13 protein-coding genes and 1 other RNA gene are annotated in these 15,614 nt (G+C 62.1%); 2 read left to right on the plus strand and 12 right to left on the minus strand.

What is annotated here, in order from left to right; all coding sequences use genetic code 11:
* Positions 1–23: 23 nt before the first annotated feature.
* The gene (locus tag KYK33_RS11370) at positions 24–1,007 is read right to left on the minus strand and encodes an aldo/keto reductase (RefSeq protein WP_224430568.1); all 984 of its coding nucleotides are present in this window, start codon (positions 1,005–1,007) and stop codon (positions 24–26) included.
* A 104-nt stretch (positions 1,008–1,111) separates the two neighbouring features.
* Positions 1,112–2,260 carry an iron-containing alcohol dehydrogenase gene (locus tag KYK33_RS11375; protein WP_224430569.1) on the minus strand — a complete coding sequence of 383 codons (1,149 nt, stop codon included), beginning with the start codon at positions 2,258–2,260 and terminating at the stop codon, positions 1,112–1,114.
* 137 nt (positions 2,261–2,397) lie between these two features.
* On the opposite strand from KYK33_RS11375, the gene KYK33_RS11380 reads away from it, so the two are divergent.
* Entirely contained in the window at positions 2,398–3,366 is a 969-nt protein-coding gene (locus KYK33_RS11380; RefSeq protein ID WP_224430570.1) for a LysR family transcriptional regulator, read from the plus strand.
* A gap of 406 nt (positions 3,367–3,772) precedes the next feature.
* Here the strand turns inward: KYK33_RS11380 and KYK33_RS11385 are convergent, their stop codons facing one another.
* Positions 3,773–4,426: an NAD(P)H-dependent oxidoreductase gene (locus KYK33_RS11385; RefSeq protein WP_224430571.1), complete on the minus strand. Its 654-nt coding sequence runs from the start codon at positions 4,424–4,426 to the stop codon at positions 3,773–3,775.
* A gap of 247 nt (positions 4,427–4,673) precedes the next feature.
* Between KYK33_RS11385 and KYK33_RS11390 the strand changes: the two genes are divergently transcribed.
* Positions 4,674–5,570 (plus strand): LysR family transcriptional regulator, encoded by an 897-nt coding sequence (locus KYK33_RS11390; protein ID WP_033131994.1) that lies wholly within the window; start codon positions 4,674–4,676, stop codon positions 5,568–5,570.
* 489 nt (positions 5,571–6,059) lie between these two features.
* On the opposite strand, the gene ffs is transcribed toward KYK33_RS11390, so the two are convergent.
* From ffs to KYK33_RS11435, 9 genes are all read right to left on the minus strand, one after another.
* An RNA gene (gene ffs / locus KYK33_RS11395) (signal recognition particle sRNA small type) lies at positions 6,060–6,156 on the minus strand.
* A gap of 109 nt (positions 6,157–6,265) precedes the next feature.
* Entirely contained in the window at positions 6,266–7,054 is a 789-nt protein-coding gene (locus KYK33_RS11400) for a sulfite exporter TauE/SafE family protein (RefSeq protein WP_224430572.1), read from the minus strand.
* 107 nt (positions 7,055–7,161) lie between these two features.
* Positions 7,162–8,598, minus strand: a complete 1,437-nt coding sequence (gene arcD, locus KYK33_RS11405) for an arginine-ornithine antiporter (protein WP_042042108.1) — start codon at positions 8,596–8,598, stop codon at positions 7,162–7,164.
* A gap of 408 nt (positions 8,599–9,006) precedes the next feature.
* Entirely contained in the window at positions 9,007–9,765 is a 759-nt protein-coding gene (locus KYK33_RS11410) for an SDR family oxidoreductase (protein ID WP_224430573.1), read from the minus strand.
* A gap of 61 nt (positions 9,766–9,826) precedes the next feature.
* Entirely contained in the window at positions 9,827–10,732 is a 906-nt protein-coding gene (gene mmsB / locus KYK33_RS11415; protein ID WP_224430574.1) for a 3-hydroxyisobutyrate dehydrogenase, read from the minus strand.
* Positions 10,729–11,865, minus strand: a complete 1,137-nt coding sequence (locus KYK33_RS11420; protein ID WP_224430575.1) for an enoyl-CoA hydratase/isomerase family protein — start codon at positions 11,863–11,865, stop codon at positions 10,729–10,731. The genes mmsB and KYK33_RS11420 overlap by 4 nt, the downstream gene beginning before the upstream one ends.
* 47 nt (positions 11,866–11,912) lie before the next feature.
* Positions 11,913–12,740, minus strand: coding sequence for an enoyl-CoA hydratase (locus KYK33_RS11425; protein ID WP_224430576.1), 828 nt, complete (start codon positions 12,738–12,740; stop codon positions 11,913–11,915).
* Positions 12,741–12,780: 40 nt separating this feature from the next.
* Positions 12,781–13,938: an acyl-CoA dehydrogenase family protein gene (locus tag KYK33_RS11430; RefSeq protein ID WP_224430577.1), complete on the minus strand. Its 1,158-nt coding sequence runs from the start codon at positions 13,936–13,938 to the stop codon at positions 12,781–12,783.
* 16 nt (positions 13,939–13,954) lie between these two features.
* Positions 13,955–15,466, minus strand: a complete 1,512-nt coding sequence (locus KYK33_RS11435; protein WP_224430578.1) for a CoA-acylating methylmalonate-semialdehyde dehydrogenase — start codon at positions 15,464–15,466, stop codon at positions 13,955–13,957.
* Positions 15,467–15,614: the final 148 nt, after the last annotated feature.

Here is a 15,614-nt window from a genome sequence, read left to right on the forward strand (position 1 = left end):
AGACTCCTGTTGACGATCCGACCTTAGCGACCCACGTTGTGCTGCAGGTGTGACGGATAGCGATCCCCCTCCACCTTGATCCCGGCCAGGGCACGCTGAATGTCTCCCAGATCGGTGGCGCTCAGTGAAACCCGAGCTGCGCCCAGGTTCTCCTCGAGCCGATGCAGCTTGGTGGTGCCGGGAATGGGGGCGATCCAGGGCTTTTGTGCCAGTAGCCAGGCGAGCGCAATCTGGGCAGACGTCACCCCCTTGCTGGCCGCAAGGTCGCCCAAGACCTCGACCAGATGCTGGTTGGCCTGACGCGCCGCCTCGGCAAAACGTGGGACTATGTTGCGAAAATCCGAGTCATCGAAACGGGTATCGGCCTTGATGGCCCCGGTCAGGAAGCCCTTGCCGAGGGGGCTGAAAGGGACGAACCCGATACCCAATTCCTCCAGCAACGGCAGGATGGTTTGCTCCGGCTCGCGCCACCAGAGGGAGTATTCGCTCTGCAGCGCCGCCACCGGCTGCACGGCATGGGCGCGACGAATGGAGTCGACACCGGCCTCGGACAGACCGAAGTGGCGCACCTTGCCCTCCTGGATAAGGTCTCGCACTGTGCCAGCCACCTCTTCCATGGGGACATCGGGATCGACGCGGTGCTGGTAGAAGAGATCGATGACATCGGTGTTGAGGCGGCGCAGCGATGCCTCCGCCACGGCGCGGATGGTGGCCGGGCGGCTGTCCAGCCCCTCCGATGTCTTGCCGTGCTTGAAACCGAACTTGGTGGCGATCACCACCTTGTCCCTGAACGGGGTCAGTGCCTCCCCCAGCAGCAACTCGTTATCGCCTGGGCCATAAGCCTCGGCGGTATCGAAGAAGGTCACCCCCAGTTCATGGGCGCGGCGGATCAGGGTGATGGCCTGCCCCTTGTCCGTGGCCGGGCCATAGCCAAAGCTCAGCCCCATGCAGCCCAGACCGATGGCCGACACTTCCAGCCCGCTGTTACCCAAAGTACGTGTTTGCATGATGGATCCTTTTTCCTGAAAGGCGCTCTCCTTGGAGAGCGCCATGGTGTGATGGCTGGCGACGTGCGGTTCAGTCCTGACGCAGGACCTGGAGGCACCGCCACTCACATGGCATTGCGAAGGATGGTGGCCAGCACGTCCTGGGTGTAGGTTTCGGCCAGGCCAAACCAGCGGGCGTTGCCCTTGAGGTTCTCCAGGATGGCAGGCAGGTCCGCCTCCGTGATGCCGAGCTGGGAGAGGCGGGTCGGCGTGCCTATCTTGTCGAACCATTTTTCAAGGGCGGCAATGCCTTCCTCAGCGGTATTCAAGCCAAACAGCTGCTGAGCAAAGCGTTCGAACTGAGCCGGATTCTGACCCTGGAACCACCTCATCCAGGCGGGCATCACCACAGACAGGCCGGCGCCATGGGGCACATTGAACAGGGCGGAGAGCGCGTGTTCGATCATGTGGTTGGGGTAACCAAAACCCGACGTCCCTGCATAGGTCAGACCATTCAATGCCAGGGTCGCAGCCCAGGCGAACTCGGCGCGGGCGTTGTAGTCGGCGGGATCCGCCAGCAACTGCTCAGTGGTCTCCAGCACGGTGGCGATGACGGACTCCACCAGGCGGGACTGAATTTTCGGCTGCACCTTGGCGGTGAAGTAGCCCTCGATGGAGTGGGCTATGATGTCTGCCGCCGAGTAGACCAGATAGTCCCGGGAGACCGTCTGCATCAGCGCCGGATTGACGATGGAGACTTTCGGGAAGGTGTGCACCGAGTTGATGGCAAACTTCTCTTTGGTGTCATCGTTGGTCACCACGGCGCCGCTGTTCATCTCGCTGCCGGTGGCAGCCAGAGTCAGGATGGCAAACACCGGCAGCGCCGCCTCTATCTGCCCCTTGCCGACGAACAGATCCCAGACATCCCCTTGATATAAGGCCCCTGCGGCAATGGCCTTGGCGCTGTCGAGCACGGAGCCGCCGCCGACGCTCAGGATGGCGTCGACCCCCTGCTCCCGCGCCAGGGCGATGGCATCACGTACCTTGGAGATGAGCGGGTTGCTGACGATGCCGCCGCACGCCACGAACGGGATCCCCTGCTCGTTCAGACTGGCGCTCACGCTGGCGAAGAGGCCATCACCCTTGATCCGCTCGCTGCCATAGGCCAGCAGCACCTTCTTGATGCCGTGCTGGGCCAGGATCTCGCCGATGAGGCGCTCCTTGCCGGTGCCGAACTCGATCCGGGTCGGATTGTGAAAGCTGAAATTGTCCATCTTGCTCGTCTCTCTGTCTGGGTTCATGCCGGGAGGCTTGTCGATGAGCTGAACTATAAATGGGCAAAAAACATCGAACTAGACGGCAAATGGATGAATCAGTTACAACTAAATGATGTAAATCGACGAGAAAGACCATGATCAGCGAATTGAGATCCATCACCACCTTCGTGCGCACGGTGGAACTGGGCAGCCTCAGCAAGGCCGCCGAGGCCCAGCAGATCTCCCCTCAGGCCGCCAGCAAGGCACTGAGGCAACTGGAGACCTATCTCGGGGTGCGTCTTTTTCATCGCACCACCCGCAGCATGTCGTTGACCGAAGAGGGCCAGCGTTTTCTGGAGGCAGCCCAACCCGCCCTGCTCGGCCTGCAACAGGCGCTGTCAGCCGCGAGGCAGACCCGGGAAGCATTCGCCGGCCCACTGCGGATCGTGGGGCCACGCTCGGTCGCGCAGATGATCATCGGCCCAGTGCTGGACGAATACTGCCGGCTCTATCCCGAGGTCCAGCCGGATGTGCAGCTCGATGACCGCATCGGCAACTGGGTGGAGGAGCGAGTCGATGTGGGCCTCAGAATCGGGCTCTCACCGCAGGATGGGCTGATCGCACGCCGCCTGTTTCCCTTGCAGCTCATCATCTGCGCCTCCCCCACCTATCTGCGCAAACATGGGGTGCCGCAAACGCTGCACGATCTGGGCGTGCACCGCTGCAGCGTGTTTCGTCATGCCGGCACCGGCCACCTTATTCCCTGGCATGTGAAGATTGGGGAGAGCGTGCAGGATCATCTCGTTCGTCCGGCAATATCGACCAATGATGAGACGGTAGAGCTGGGCGCCGTGCTGGCGGGAGAAGTGATAGGCCAAATCGCCGGGCCGACGGCGGCGGCGCACATTCGCGCCGGTCGCCTGGTTCCCCTGCTGCTCGACCACATGACAGACATGTACAGCCTGTTTCTCTACTACGGCAGCCGCGCTGCCCAGCCCGCCCGGGTACGCCGTTTCATCGATCTGGCAGTCGAGCGTCTCACCGACAGCCCGGAGTTCGTGCTCGGTGCCGAGGAGCTGCGCCTTGCCCATGCTCGGGGAGTCGGGGATGCAATGCCCGGATAAGGAGGATAAGCAGGTGATCGAGCTGTCACAGAGACAGGCGACGGCTGACTGACGAAGAGCCCTCCACGAGAGATCGGCGGGCTTATGGTGACGCAAGGGTGCCCCAGGATGTTTCCAGCATCAGCCAAAGGAGTCTGATTGACTAACCCGGCTTTTCTTCGACGCCAATGACAACCTCGTAGTCGGCCAAGAGACGCCTTTTGACCCTTCGAGATCCTTGACGCATGCGCCGGGTGGCAGACGGTTGGCGGGTTGGCGGGTTGGCGGGTTGGCGGGTTGGCGGGTTGGCCAGTATTGTGGTCACTGGTGGCGACAACTCATCGCACATCACAGGCCAAGGCAGACGGTGAACGCCCAGCAACTGAGCGGTCACCGTCACCTCGTTGTCGACCAGCATCCGACGTCGTCAAGGGGATGTGAGTGCCTCGTCCATCTTGCTCTCCACCTGAGGCAGGGGGCTCGCCACGGGATCAAAGATGGCATCCAGATGGCCACGCAATTCTTCAATAGCGCCTGCAACATCCGGCTGCTTCATCACATCGAAGCACGAGAAGGAGGGCAACACCTCTACGCCACAGAACCTGTAGTTGGCCGTGTTGCTGACGAAGACGTCATCCACCGTTTTGCCCTCGAACAACATCTGCCCAGCATCGCCAAATGCCGCCCTCGGTGCATTCCAGGTCAGCGACAGCATGTACTGCTTGCCATGCATCTTGCCGCCAGAGCCATATTGCTTGCGCGGATCCTCGCGCGTCCTGCCATCACCCGACAGAAAACACTGCTGGAACATGCCCGCGGTAAATACCTCATCGACATACTTCTTGTAGATCCACGGCATGCCGAACCAGAAGACCGGCGATTGCAGGATGATGATGTCTGCCCACAGATGCTTGTCGACCTCGCCCTGAACGTCGTAGCCCTGCTCTATGTATGTCTCCTTCACCGCATAGCCGCGCGCTGCCATCTCTTGCTTGATGACACCTGCCAGGGTGCTGTTCAGTTTGCCGCCGGAGATGCCTTCAAAAAACTGATGTGCGTTGATGATCAATACGTTTTTCATCGTCTTCTTTTCCTCAATAATCAATGGTCTGATGCGCCTTCTCACTTGCCTGTTGGTTTCGGCGTCGTGGGGTCCATCACGCTGACCAGGGCGTCACGACACCTGAGGGAAAGAGGCCCGAGGGCATGGCAATCTTGCGGATTGGTTTTCATGGGTGCCTCCTTCACGGTGAAGGCAACTATAGGCGCCGCATTAGCGCAGAAAAATAGCTTAATCCTGCACACCATATGAAGCTATGCTTCAAGATATGAAACTCAATCAACTCGACGGCCTGATGGCCTTTTGGAAAGTCGCGGAGCATCGCGGCTTCACTGCCGCGTCTGCCGAACTGGAGGTATCGCCTTCCGCGCTGAGCCAGGCGATCAGGCAGCTGGAAGCGCGTCTCGGCGTACGCCTGCTCAATCGCACGACACGCAGCGTGAGTCTGACGGAGGCTGGGGAGGACTATCTTGCCCGCATCGGCCCGGCACTCGGTCAGGTCATTGTGGCGGGTGAAGAGCTGAACGTCCTGCAAGGTGGGCCCACCGGCACATTACGCATCAATGCCGCACGCATTTCGACCTCAATGGTGTTGCAACCGCTGTTGGCAGGTTTCCTTCGTGAGCATCCGAACGTGAAACTTGAACTGACCAATGACGAAGGCTTCGTCGACATCGTCGAGCGGGGTTTCGATGCGGGCATTCGCATGGGAGAAGATCTGCACAAGGACATGGTCGCCCTTCCCCTTGGCGGCCCCATCACAGTCGCCATCGTCGCCTCCCCTGATTATCTCGCGCGCTTCCCCGCGCCCAGCCATCCGGACGACCTCGTGCAGCACAACTGCATCCGCTTCCGCTTCGCCGGAACAGGCGCGATCCACAAATGGGAGTTCAAGGTGAATGAGGAAATCGTCGAGTACGAGGTCAAGGGCAACCTGACCATTACGGACACCCTGTTCAGTACGGAGGCGGCACTGGAAGGCGTCGGGATCGCCTACACCTTTGAGCAGCTGGCCCTGCCACACATCAAGGCAAAGCGCCTGACGCGAGTCCTTGCACCGTTCTCGCCGACCTTTCCAGGCTTCTCTCTGTACTACCCCAGTCGGCATGATCAACCGTCCAAGTTGAAGGCATTCATCGAGTACGCGCGGCGGGCTGTCATCTGAGCAAGCCTGCTTTCTGCTGTTGCTGAACTGACCACTGGTGTTCAAAAACGCTCGTTCGCCCTTGTTACTCCTGCATAGTTGCTTGGGCTGGGATACACATGTCACCGAACCGGCAGATACCAGAGAGGATCGGCCGATTGCTCACAGCAATCAGTACGCTCACATCATAGATAGGGTACGGAGACTGGAACCATGGCAGAGATGACGGCTGGGTTGTACGCGAGAACAAGCGCAGACAAGCAACAGGGCGAGCTTGCTATGGACTGCCAGTCCTATCCCGCATGCTGAGCAATTTATGGATGTCCGTCGGCAACGACAGGCAAGCGTGCCGACCTTCCGAAGGTAGCAAACGTCTTAGGTATTGATGTATCGGGAACTGAGCCAGAAACGCATTGCAGATGCGATCAGTCATCCACACAAAGTGGATTACCAAGAGGTCTGAAGGGGGTTGTTAGTCGTAACTTATTGAATGGCAGAAACAGGTGGTGGCCCCACCAGCCACATCCCGGCACTCGAGTCCCCCACCTTGGCTGCTTCCTTCCGGATCTGACCAGGTCGACGGGTTATCAATGCGAGAGGACCAATGGGACCACCGGCGCTGAGTCTACCAAAGCAGAGGGTCATTGCAACGGCTTTCTGCCCTGCCAGGGTGCGTTTGCCTGCTTTTTCGGCAACCCGCACAAAGAGTCGGCAATCTAGCTAAAAATCATGAATTTGGCGCCGACGCACAGCAGCAGCAGGGCAAATCCCATGCGCAGTCGCTGGGGAGACAAACGGTGAGCCAGACGGGCGCCGAGTCGAGCGAACTGGGTACTGGTCAACACTATGCCTAACCAGGCAGGCAGATAGATGTAGCCCAGGCTCCACTCGGGTAACTGGCTATGACCCCAACCGGTATAGAGGTAACTCAGGCTGCCCGCCAGGGCGATAGGGATGCTGCCCGCCACCGAGACGGCCACCGCCTGTTTCATGGGCACGCTGTTCCAGGTGAGGTAGGGCACGGTCAAGGAGCCACCGCCGATACCGAACATGGCGGAGAGCCAGCCGATACAGGTCCCCGCGATCCCGGTGCCAAGGGGGCCGGGCAGATGGCGTTCTGCCTTGGGTTTCAGGTTCAGCCCCATCTGCAGGGCCATGACCCAAGCGAAACAACCGATGATGATGTTGAGGGTTGTGGCGCTGAGCAGATTCACCGTCAGGCCGCCCAGCCAGGCACCGACCATCATGCCCCCCGCCAGGCGGCGAATGAGGGACCAGTCCACCACGCCCTTGGCATGGTGCACCCGCAGCGAGCTGAGTCCGGTGAAGATCATGGTGAGCATGGAGGTACCAAGGGCCAGGTGGGTCACTATTTCGGGGGCTATGCCCTGGGCATGAAAACTGACCACCAACACGGGTACTATGATGAGACCGCCCCCTATGCCGAACAATCCACCCAACACACCTGCGAAGGCCCCCAGCAACAGATAACCCAGAAACAGCATCTTGCATCCTTATCATAAGCCCTTGGCACGAGTCTGCTGACCCTGCTGGCTCGATCATCATCGGCAAAAAAAGAGGTGGCCCATGGGCCACCTCGCTATTGTGCCGATTAACTCAGGGGAATGGTACCGTCCATCACCTTGTAAAACGCCAGCACCGCGAAGCCGAGCAGGGCCACCGTCATCCCCTGCTCCAGTCGGTTGAGACCACGCAGGCCGTGATGTTGGCGCGCCTTCCAGTAGATGAAGATGCCCGGGCTATAGAGCAGGGCCACCAGCAGCAGGTACTCCACCCCGGCGGCATAGACCAGCCAGCAGCCATAGAGGGTCGCCACCAGGGCCAACAACAGATCCCGCTTGCGCTGATATGGCTGCCCCTCATAGGTCTGGCCACTCAGGGCTAGTTTGAGGCCATAGGCCCCCGAGAAGACATAAGGCACCAGGGCCGCCGCCGTGGTGATGTTGACCAGGGCCAGATAGGTGCTGTTCTGGAAATAGATGATGATGAGGAAGGCCTGCACCAGGCAGGTGGAGCACCAGAGGGAGACGCTGGGAGATCCCCGCTTGTTCTCCCGGGCAAACCAGGCCGGGAACACCCCCGTCTTGCCGGCGATGAAAGGCACCTCGGCGGCCAGCACTGTCCAGCTGAGCAGGGCCCCCATCACCGAGATGACCAGGCCGATATTGATGAGCCAGGCGCCCCAGGGCCCGACCACGGCCTCCAGTATCATGGCGGTGGAGGGATTCTTCAGGGCCGCCAACTCAGGCTGGCTCATGACTCCCAGGGAAAAGAGCGTCACCATCACGTACAGCGTCAGGGCGCCGAGCAAGGCCAGCACAGTGGCGCGGCCCACGTCCTTGCGCTGGCGGGCCCGGGCCGAGACCACCACGGCCCCCTCGATACCGATGAAGACCCAGAGGGTCACCTTCATGGTGGATTTCACCTGATCCATCACGGATCCCAGCTCACCATTGCCCTGCCCCCAGAAGTCCAGGGTGAAGGTGTCCAGATTGAAGGCGAGCAGCACCGCGACGCAGAACACGATGAGGGGCACCATCTTGGCGATGGTGGTCACTATGTTGACCAGGGCCGCCACCTGCACCCCGCGCAGCACCAGCGCATGCACCGACCAGATGAGCAGGGACGCCAGCAGGATGGCGGTGGGGGTATTGCCATTGCCGAAGATGACATTGTCCGGGGTATCGAAGAAGTAGCTCAGGGCGCTGAACACCACGACGGCGTAGGAGACGTTGGCCAGCAGCTGGCAGATCCAGTAGCCCCAGGCGGCATTGAAGCCGATAAAATCGCCAAATCCGGCCTTGGCATAACTGAAGATGCCGCCATCGAGATCCGGGCGGCGCAGGGAGAGGCTCTGATAGACCAGGGCCAGGCAGATCATGCCAAGTCCGGTGATGGTCCAGCCCAGGGCCACGGCTCCGGCGCTGGCATGGGCGGCGATATTTTGCGGCAAACTGAACACACCGGCTCCGATCATGGAGCCAATCACCAGTGAGATGAGGGCACCCAGCCCGAGTTTCTTGTCCATCTCTATCCTGTTGCTTGTCTTGGCGGCGGTTGAGAATCCCTGCTCAATTCGACTCGCATCATGATGGAGCGACTGTCCCTGCCCCCTGAAAAAGGCGGCAACTATATTGCATGACTATACGGCTCGCAATCCTTCGCCATATCAATCGTTGGCCGCCTTGACCGGGCGCAATTTTACAGAAGTCACGGGCACGGCCTGTGAGCTGGCTCAAACTCTGCCGGATTGTCGCCACTTTCAGGGAATACCATGATCTGACCCCGGATCCTGGTGCCTTGCATAAGCACGCAAGCCAGGGTCGTCATGGTGCATCTGGGGGAAGAGCCGCATCTCGCTCGCTGTGCGGGCCACAAAGCAGACCACAAGGCGGGGCCTTCGCCCCGCGCTCGCTGGTTTGATGACGCTGCCCCGCTACAAGCGCAGGCCACCATCGAGATCTATCATGCGCCCGGACAGGTAATCATTGCCAAGGATGAAGCGCACCGCATCGGCGAGCTGGTGCGCCTCCCCCAGGCACGCGGCGGGGATGGCGTGCAGCATGCGATCCATCGCCTCGGGCTTCATCGCCGCCGTCATCTCGGTAGCGAAGACCCCGGGGGCGATGCCCATCACCCGGATGCCATGGCGCGACAGCTCCCGCGCCCAAGTGACCACCAGGGCGGCCACCCCCGCCTTGCTGGCGGCATAGTTGCTCTGTCCCATGTTGCCGACCCTGGCAATGGAGGAGATGTTGATGATGACACCCCCCTGGCCATGGCGCGCCATCAGGGCGGCCCCCTCGCGGCCACACAGGAAGGTGCCGGTCAGATTGACATCGATCACCGCCTGCCATTGGGCCAGGGAGAGTTTGTCGGTCAGCACCCCCTCTTTCATCTTGATGAGCAGACCATCGCGCAAGATCCCGGCGCAGTTGATAAGGCCAGCAAGGGGCCCCAGGTCATGGATGGCGGCGAAGCTTGCCTCCACCTCCGCCTCATCTGCCACGTTGCAGACATGGAGTGAACAGCGGCCACCCCGGCTCTGCAACTCGGCTTCGGTGATCTCCAGATCCGCTCGATTGACATCGATGAGTGCCAGGCTGGCCCCTTGTTCGGCCAGGGCCAGCGCAATGGCCCTGCCGAGGCCCCGTCCCGCCCCTGTCACGGCAATCAATTTATTATTCAGATCCATCAAGGCTCCTCGTTATCTCAGTGGAGGGGCCCAGTGCGGCCCGCTCCTTGGGGATGTCGTCTCAATCGGGTTCCCGATAGAGGTTGAGGATGCTGGAAAAATCGCGATCCCCCTCCCCTCGACTGGCGTGCAGATTGAACAAGTTACGCGCCAGCGCCCCCATGGGCACGGCGCTGTGGGCATGTTCGGCCAATCCCATGGCCAGTCCCAGATCCTTGACCATGAGCCGGGTCATGAAGCCGCCGCTGTAACCGCGGGACGCCGGGGCACTCTCCATCACCCCGGGCCAGGGGTTGTAGCGCTCCAGGCTCCAGTTATTGCCCGAGCTCTTGGCCATGATGCCGGAGAGCACGGCGGCATCCAGCCCCTCCTTGACCCCCAGTGCCAACGCCTCGGCGGTACCCGCCATGTGGATGGCAAGCAGCATGTTGTTGCACATCTTGGCGATTTGACCCGCGCCAAGGGGACCGGCATGAAACAGGTTCTGCCCCATCAACCCAAGCACAGGGCCGGCGGATTCAAAATCCGCCGCCTCGCCACCGACGATAAAGGTGAGGGTACCCGCCGCCGCCCCCACTACCCCGCCTGAAACGGGGGCATCGATGAAGCGATGGCCCAGCAAGCGGGCGGCGCCCCCCACGGCGCGGGCCGAGGCGACATCGATGGTGGAGCAGTCGATGACAAGGGTATTGGGGGCCAGGGCCTGGAGCAGGCCAGGATTGCCTCCCCCGTCACCGAGCCAGAGCCCCATCACGTGCTCCCCGGCAGGCAACATGCTGATCACCAGCTCGCAGCCGGCTGCCGCCTCGGCGGCACTGGCGGCGCAGTGACAGCCCGCCTGCTTGGCCGCAATCAGATGATCGGGCAGCAGATCGAACACCTGTACCCGCAGCCCCCCCTTGGCCAGGTTGGCGGCCATGGGGCCGCCCATGTTGCCAAGGCCGATAAAACCTACCCCTGTCGTCATATGCTGCTGTCTCCATGAGTCGCTTGTCCCTTGAGCTCGCGCCAGAGGGGATTGCTCGCCCCCGCGCAGGCGGGCCAGCGATAGAATTCCGCGATAGCAGTCTGTTCGGCGTCTTGCCAGCGGGGCTGCTTGTCCTTGTCGATGAGCAGCGCCCTGACCCCTTCGATAAAGTCTCCCTTGAGGACGCAATTCACCGACAAGGTCAGCTCATTGGCGAAGGATCCCGCCAGTGATTGCTGACGCCCCTGCCAGTATTGGCGCCACAACAAGGCGCGGCTCAAGGGGCTGCCGCTGCGACAACTGTCCCGCTGCTGTGCCAGCGACCCTGTCAAAGGGGCGTCGAATAGCCGATCGAGCACCCGCACCAGACTGCGGCCGAGCAAGAGGGATTCAATCTGCGCGAGATGAGGCAGCAGCAGCGGCTCGGGCAGCGGCGCTGCCGCCCCCAATGCTCCCAGCATCAACGCCAGGCTGTCATCGAGCTCCTCTGCCGGCTGCCGCCAGTCGAGCCGCAGCAATGCCTCGAGCAGCTGAGGGCGAGCGGCTCTGCTCAGCGCCCCATCGGCCAGCCCCAGCCCCAGGGCGTCGGTACCATTGATACGGGCCCCGGTCAGGCCGAGCCAGAGCCCGACGCGGCCCGGCAACCGGCTCAAGAACCAGCTGGCCCCCACATCCGGATAGAGGCCTATGCTCACCTCCGGCATGGCCAGCAGGCTACACTCCGTCACCAGCCGAAAACGGGCCCCGGCAAACAGCCCCATGCCGCCCCCCATGCAGATGCCATCTGCGACGCAGATCAGCGGTTTGGGGTAGTGATGGATCAGCAGATCGAGCCGGTACTCCTGCTCGAAGAAATCGCAGGCGTAATCCGCCAGCTCAGGGTCTGTCATGCGCTGGCGCTCATGATAGAAGGCGCGAATATCCCCCCCGGCACAGAATGCCTTCTCCCCGGCCCCCTCCAGCAGCACGCCACACACTGTGTCATCGTCTTGCCAGTCAGCTAACTGCTGCGCCAAGGCCTGGATCATCGGCAGGCTCAAGGCATTGAGGGACGCCGGACTGTCCAGGGTCAGCACCCCCAACCGTTGGCCATCCCGGGTCGGCAGTAACGCGACCTTTACCCCATCACTCATCTCGTGCTCCTCACTCAAAGCGGCTGTGGTTGGCTTGCTTGCGGCCATCACTGCGCCTGTTTGCCTGGCTCGCGCTGGCCATGACCCTGGATGTCATCACTTCGACCGTAGTGCCAACGCGGCGCCCGCTTCTCCAGAAAGGCCGCCACCCCCTCTTGCTGATTCGCATCCTGAAAAAGGTCGAGGAAGAGGGCGCGCTCCATGGGCAGTGCTTCATCACGAGGACGGCGACGCCCCTCGTTGATGAGCCGTTTGCAGGCGCGCAGGGCGGCGGGGCTTTGGCGCTCGGCATGGCTTGCCATCTGCCGGGCGGCCTCCCAGGCGCAACCCACCTTGACCACCTCTTCCACCAGGCCTATCTCGTAGGCCAGGGTGGCATCGACCTTCTCGGCGCACAAAATGAGGCGCTTGGCCCAACCCGGCCCCACCAGTTCGGTCAGGCGCTGAGTGCCGCCGGCGCAGGGCAAGAGTCCCACCGACGCCTCAGGCAGCCCCATGATGGCCTGCTGCTCGGCGATGCGGATATCGCAGGCCAGCGCCACTTCCAGCCCGCCCCCCATGGCAAACCCCGTGATGGCGGCAATGCTGACCCCGTGAAAGCGAGCCAGGGCCTCGAACGCTTCGCCAAAGGCCTCGGCCACCTGCGCGGCATGCAGGCTGTCGCCGTCGGCAAACATCTTGAGATCGGCGCCGGCGCAGAAGAACCTGTCACCGGCGCCGCGGATAACCAGGGCCACTATCTCGGGTTTGCCGTCGAGCTCGGCCATCATCTGCACGAAGGCGCGCAGGCTGGCCAGGGTCCAGGTATTGGCCGGTGGGTTGTCCAGGGTGATGTAGGCCACGTGGCCATGGTATTCGAGCCGTATCCTTGTCATGGGATCATCCTTGTGTGCGGGCAACGTCATGGCATCGCCCCTATAGCAGATTCAGTGAGGGAGTGGCCAGCAGGCGACGGGCGATGATGAGTCGCATCACCTCGTTGGTTCCCTCCAGGATGCGATGTACCCGGGTATCGCGCAGATAGCGTTCGAGGGGATATTCGCGGATATAACCATAGCCGCCAAAGAGTTGCAGGGCCTCATCGCAGATCTGATAACCGATGTCGGTGGCGAAGCGCTTGGCCATGGCGCACCAGGCGCTCTTGTCCGGGCTGTTCTCGTCGAGCTTGGCCGCCGCCTGACGCACCAGCAGCCGGGCGGCGGCCAGTTCGGTCGCCATGTCGGCCAGACGAAACTGCACGCTCTGAAACTCGCCGATGGGGCGGCCAAATTGCTGACGCTCGGTCACATAGGCCAGGGCATCATCCAGGGCCTGCTGGGCCGTGCCCAGGGAGCAGCTGGCGATGTTGATGCGACCGCCATCCAGGGCCTGCATGGCAAACTTGAACCCCTCCCCCTCTTCCCCCAGCCGATAGTTGGCGGGAATGCGCACCCGGTTAAAGGCCACTTCCCGGGTCGGTTGACTGTGCCAGCCCAGCTTCTCTTCGGCCTTGCCGTAGACGATGCCCTCGCTGTTTGCCGGCACCATGAAGGCGGAGATCCCTCCCGCCCCCTCACCGCCGGTGCGGGCCATCACCACCAGCACATCGGTGCTGCCCGCCCCGGAGATAAACACCTTGCTCCCCTCGATGAGGTAATCATCGCCGTCGCGCAGGGCGCGGCTCTTGAGGGCGGCGGCGTCCGAGCCCGCCCCAGGTTCGGTGAGGCAATAGGAGCCGAGCAACTCGCCACTGGCCAGACGTGGCACCCACTCCCCGGCAACCTCGGCGGGCAGCCAGCGCCCCAGCATCCAGCTCACCATGTTATGGATGGTGAGATAGGCGGTGGTGGAGGTGCAGCCCATGGCGAGGCGCTCGAAGATGAGGCTGGCGTCGAGCCGGGGCAGCCCCAGGCCGCCATATGGCTCCTGGGTATAGAGGCCACAAAAGCCGAGCTCGGCCGCCTGTTTGATGGTCTGGATGGGAAACTCATGATCCCTGTCCCAGCGGGCGGCATTGGGCTTGAACGCCTCGTTGGCAAAGGCGGTGGCGGCATCGCAGTAGGCCTGCTGATCTTCGGTCAGATTGAAATTCATGGGCAAGAGTCCTCACTCAACGCAGGCTGATGGTCATGTTGGGGCCAGTGGGAATGTCTTCGTCAAACCAGCGTTCGGTCACCGTCTTGGTCTCGGTATAGAAGCGCACCGCCTGTTTGCCGTAGGCGTGCAAGTCCCCATAGAAAGAGCCGCGCCAACCGGTGAAGGAGAAGAACGGCAGCGGCACCGGGATGGGCACATTGATACCCACCTGGCCCACCGCCACCTCGTGGCGAAAGGTACGGGCCGCGGCGCCGCAACCGGTGAAGATGGAGGTGCCATTGCCATAGGGGTTGCGATTGATGAGGGCGAGCGCCTCAGCCAGGCTGTCGACCTCCATGCAGCAGAGCACGGGGCCGAAGATCTCCTCCCGATAGAGCCCCATCTGCGCCGTCACGCCGCGAAACAGTGTGGGGCCCACCCAGTTGCCGACCGGGTAACCTGCCACCTCGCACAGGGTGCCATCGAGCAGACACTCGGCCCCTTCCTGTTTACCCGCTTCAATCAGATTCTCCACCCGCACCCTGGCCTCCGGGCTGATAAGAGGGCCATAGGCGGCTTGCGGATCGTCCCACACCCCGGGGCGCACGGCGGCGAATGCCTCGGCAAGTTCCGGGATCCAGTCGCGGGCACTGCCGACGAACACCGCCACGCTGATGGCCATGCAGCGCTGACCGGCGGCGCCGACCCCGGCCCCCACCAAGTTGCTCAGCACCTGCCCCTTGTTGGCATCGGGCATGATCACCATGTGATTCTTGGCGCCGACAAAGCATTGGGCGCGTTTGAGCTGTTCGGTCGCGGTGCGATAGACATGAGCCCCGACCCGGGCCGAGCCGACGAAGCTGACTGCCTTCACGTCCGGGTGGGTCAAGAGCGCATCCACCTGCTCGGCACCGCCGTGCACCACGCTGAGGATGCCCGCCGGGGCCCCCGCCTCGGTGAACAGCTCGGCCAGCCGCATGGGGGTGAGCGGATCCTGTTCGGAGGGCTTGAGCACGAAGCCATTGCCGCAGGCGATGGCCAGGGGAAACATCCACAGCGGGATCATGGCCGGGAAGTTGAATGGGGTGATACCGACGCAGACCCCCAGCGGTTGCACCCAGGAGTGCCCATCGACCCGCCGCGCCACATTGCCCATGGTCTCGCCCATGGTCTGGCTGGCGATGCCGCAGGCCTGTTCAACCACTTCGATACCGCGCCACACATCCCCCTTGGCATCGGCAAAGTTCTTGCCCGTCTCCTGAGCCAGCAGGGTGGCCAGCTCGTCATGATGGACTTTAAGCAGATGCTGATAGTTGAACATGACCCTGGCCCGCTCCGGCGCAGGCACATCCCGCCACAGCAGATAGGCTTGCTGGGCGCTGCGCACCGCCAGCTCAACCTCCTCTGCCGTGGCCCTGGGGGCGCGGGCCAGCAGACTCTGATCCGCCGGATTGGTCACCTCTATCCACTGCTCCGTCGTCGAGGCATGGGGCCCGCCGTTGATGTAGAGCGGCAGATCCCCGTACAGGGTGGCATGGCTGGTCATGTTCTTAACTCCTTTGAGTCTGGTCAGACGACTGGATTGCACAGGATTGAGCGGGCGGCAGCGCGGCCAGCTCCCTCACCACAAGGGATTTTACCTTAGACTAACAATTGATTTACGTTTACGCTAACGTAAACTAACTCTGGAGATG

The sequence above is a fragment of the Aeromonas rivuli genome (assembly GCF_020149575.1).
Taxonomy (GTDB): Bacteria; Pseudomonadota; Gammaproteobacteria; order Enterobacterales; family Aeromonadaceae; genus Aeromonas; species Aeromonas rivuli.

Coding starts and splice junctions, on each gene's coding strand:
- KYK33_RS11370 (WP_224430568.1), bottom strand. CDS start 1,007: ATGCAAACACGTACTTTGGGTAACAGCGGGCTGGAAGTGTCGGCCATC.
- KYK33_RS11375 (WP_224430569.1), bottom strand. CDS start 2,260: ATGGACAATTTCAGCTTTCACAATCCGACCCGGATCGAGTTCGGCACC.
- KYK33_RS11380 (WP_224430570.1), top strand. CDS start 2,398: ATGATCAGCGAATTGAGATCCATCACCACCTTCGTGCGCACGGTGGAA.
- KYK33_RS11385 (WP_224430571.1), bottom strand. CDS start 4,426: ATGAAAAACGTATTGATCATCAACGCACATCAGTTTTTTGAAGGCATC.
- KYK33_RS11390 (WP_033131994.1), top strand. CDS start 4,674: ATGAAACTCAATCAACTCGACGGCCTGATGGCCTTTTGGAAAGTCGCG.
- KYK33_RS11400 (WP_224430572.1), bottom strand. CDS start 7,054: ATGCTGTTTCTGGGTTATCTGTTGCTGGGGGCCTTCGCAGGTGTGTTG.
- arcD (WP_042042108.1), bottom strand. CDS start 8,598: ATGGACAAGAAACTCGGGCTGGGTGCCCTCATCTCACTGGTGATTGGC.
- KYK33_RS11410 (WP_224430573.1), bottom strand. CDS start 9,765: ATGGATCTGAATAATAAATTGATTGCCGTGACAGGGGCGGGACGGGGC.
- mmsB (WP_224430574.1), bottom strand. CDS start 10,732: ATGACGACAGGGGTAGGTTTTATCGGCCTTGGCAACATGGGCGGCCCC.
- KYK33_RS11420 (WP_224430575.1), bottom strand. CDS start 11,865: ATGAGTGATGGGGTAAAGGTCGCGTTACTGCCGACCCGGGATGGCCAA.
- KYK33_RS11425 (WP_224430576.1), bottom strand. CDS start 12,740: ATGACAAGGATACGGCTCGAATACCATGGCCACGTGGCCTACATCACC.
- KYK33_RS11430 (WP_224430577.1), bottom strand. CDS start 13,938: ATGAATTTCAATCTGACCGAAGATCAGCAGGCCTACTGCGATGCCGCC.
- KYK33_RS11435 (WP_224430578.1), bottom strand. CDS start 15,466: ATGACCAGCCATGCCACCCTGTACGGGGATCTGCCGCTCTACATCAAC.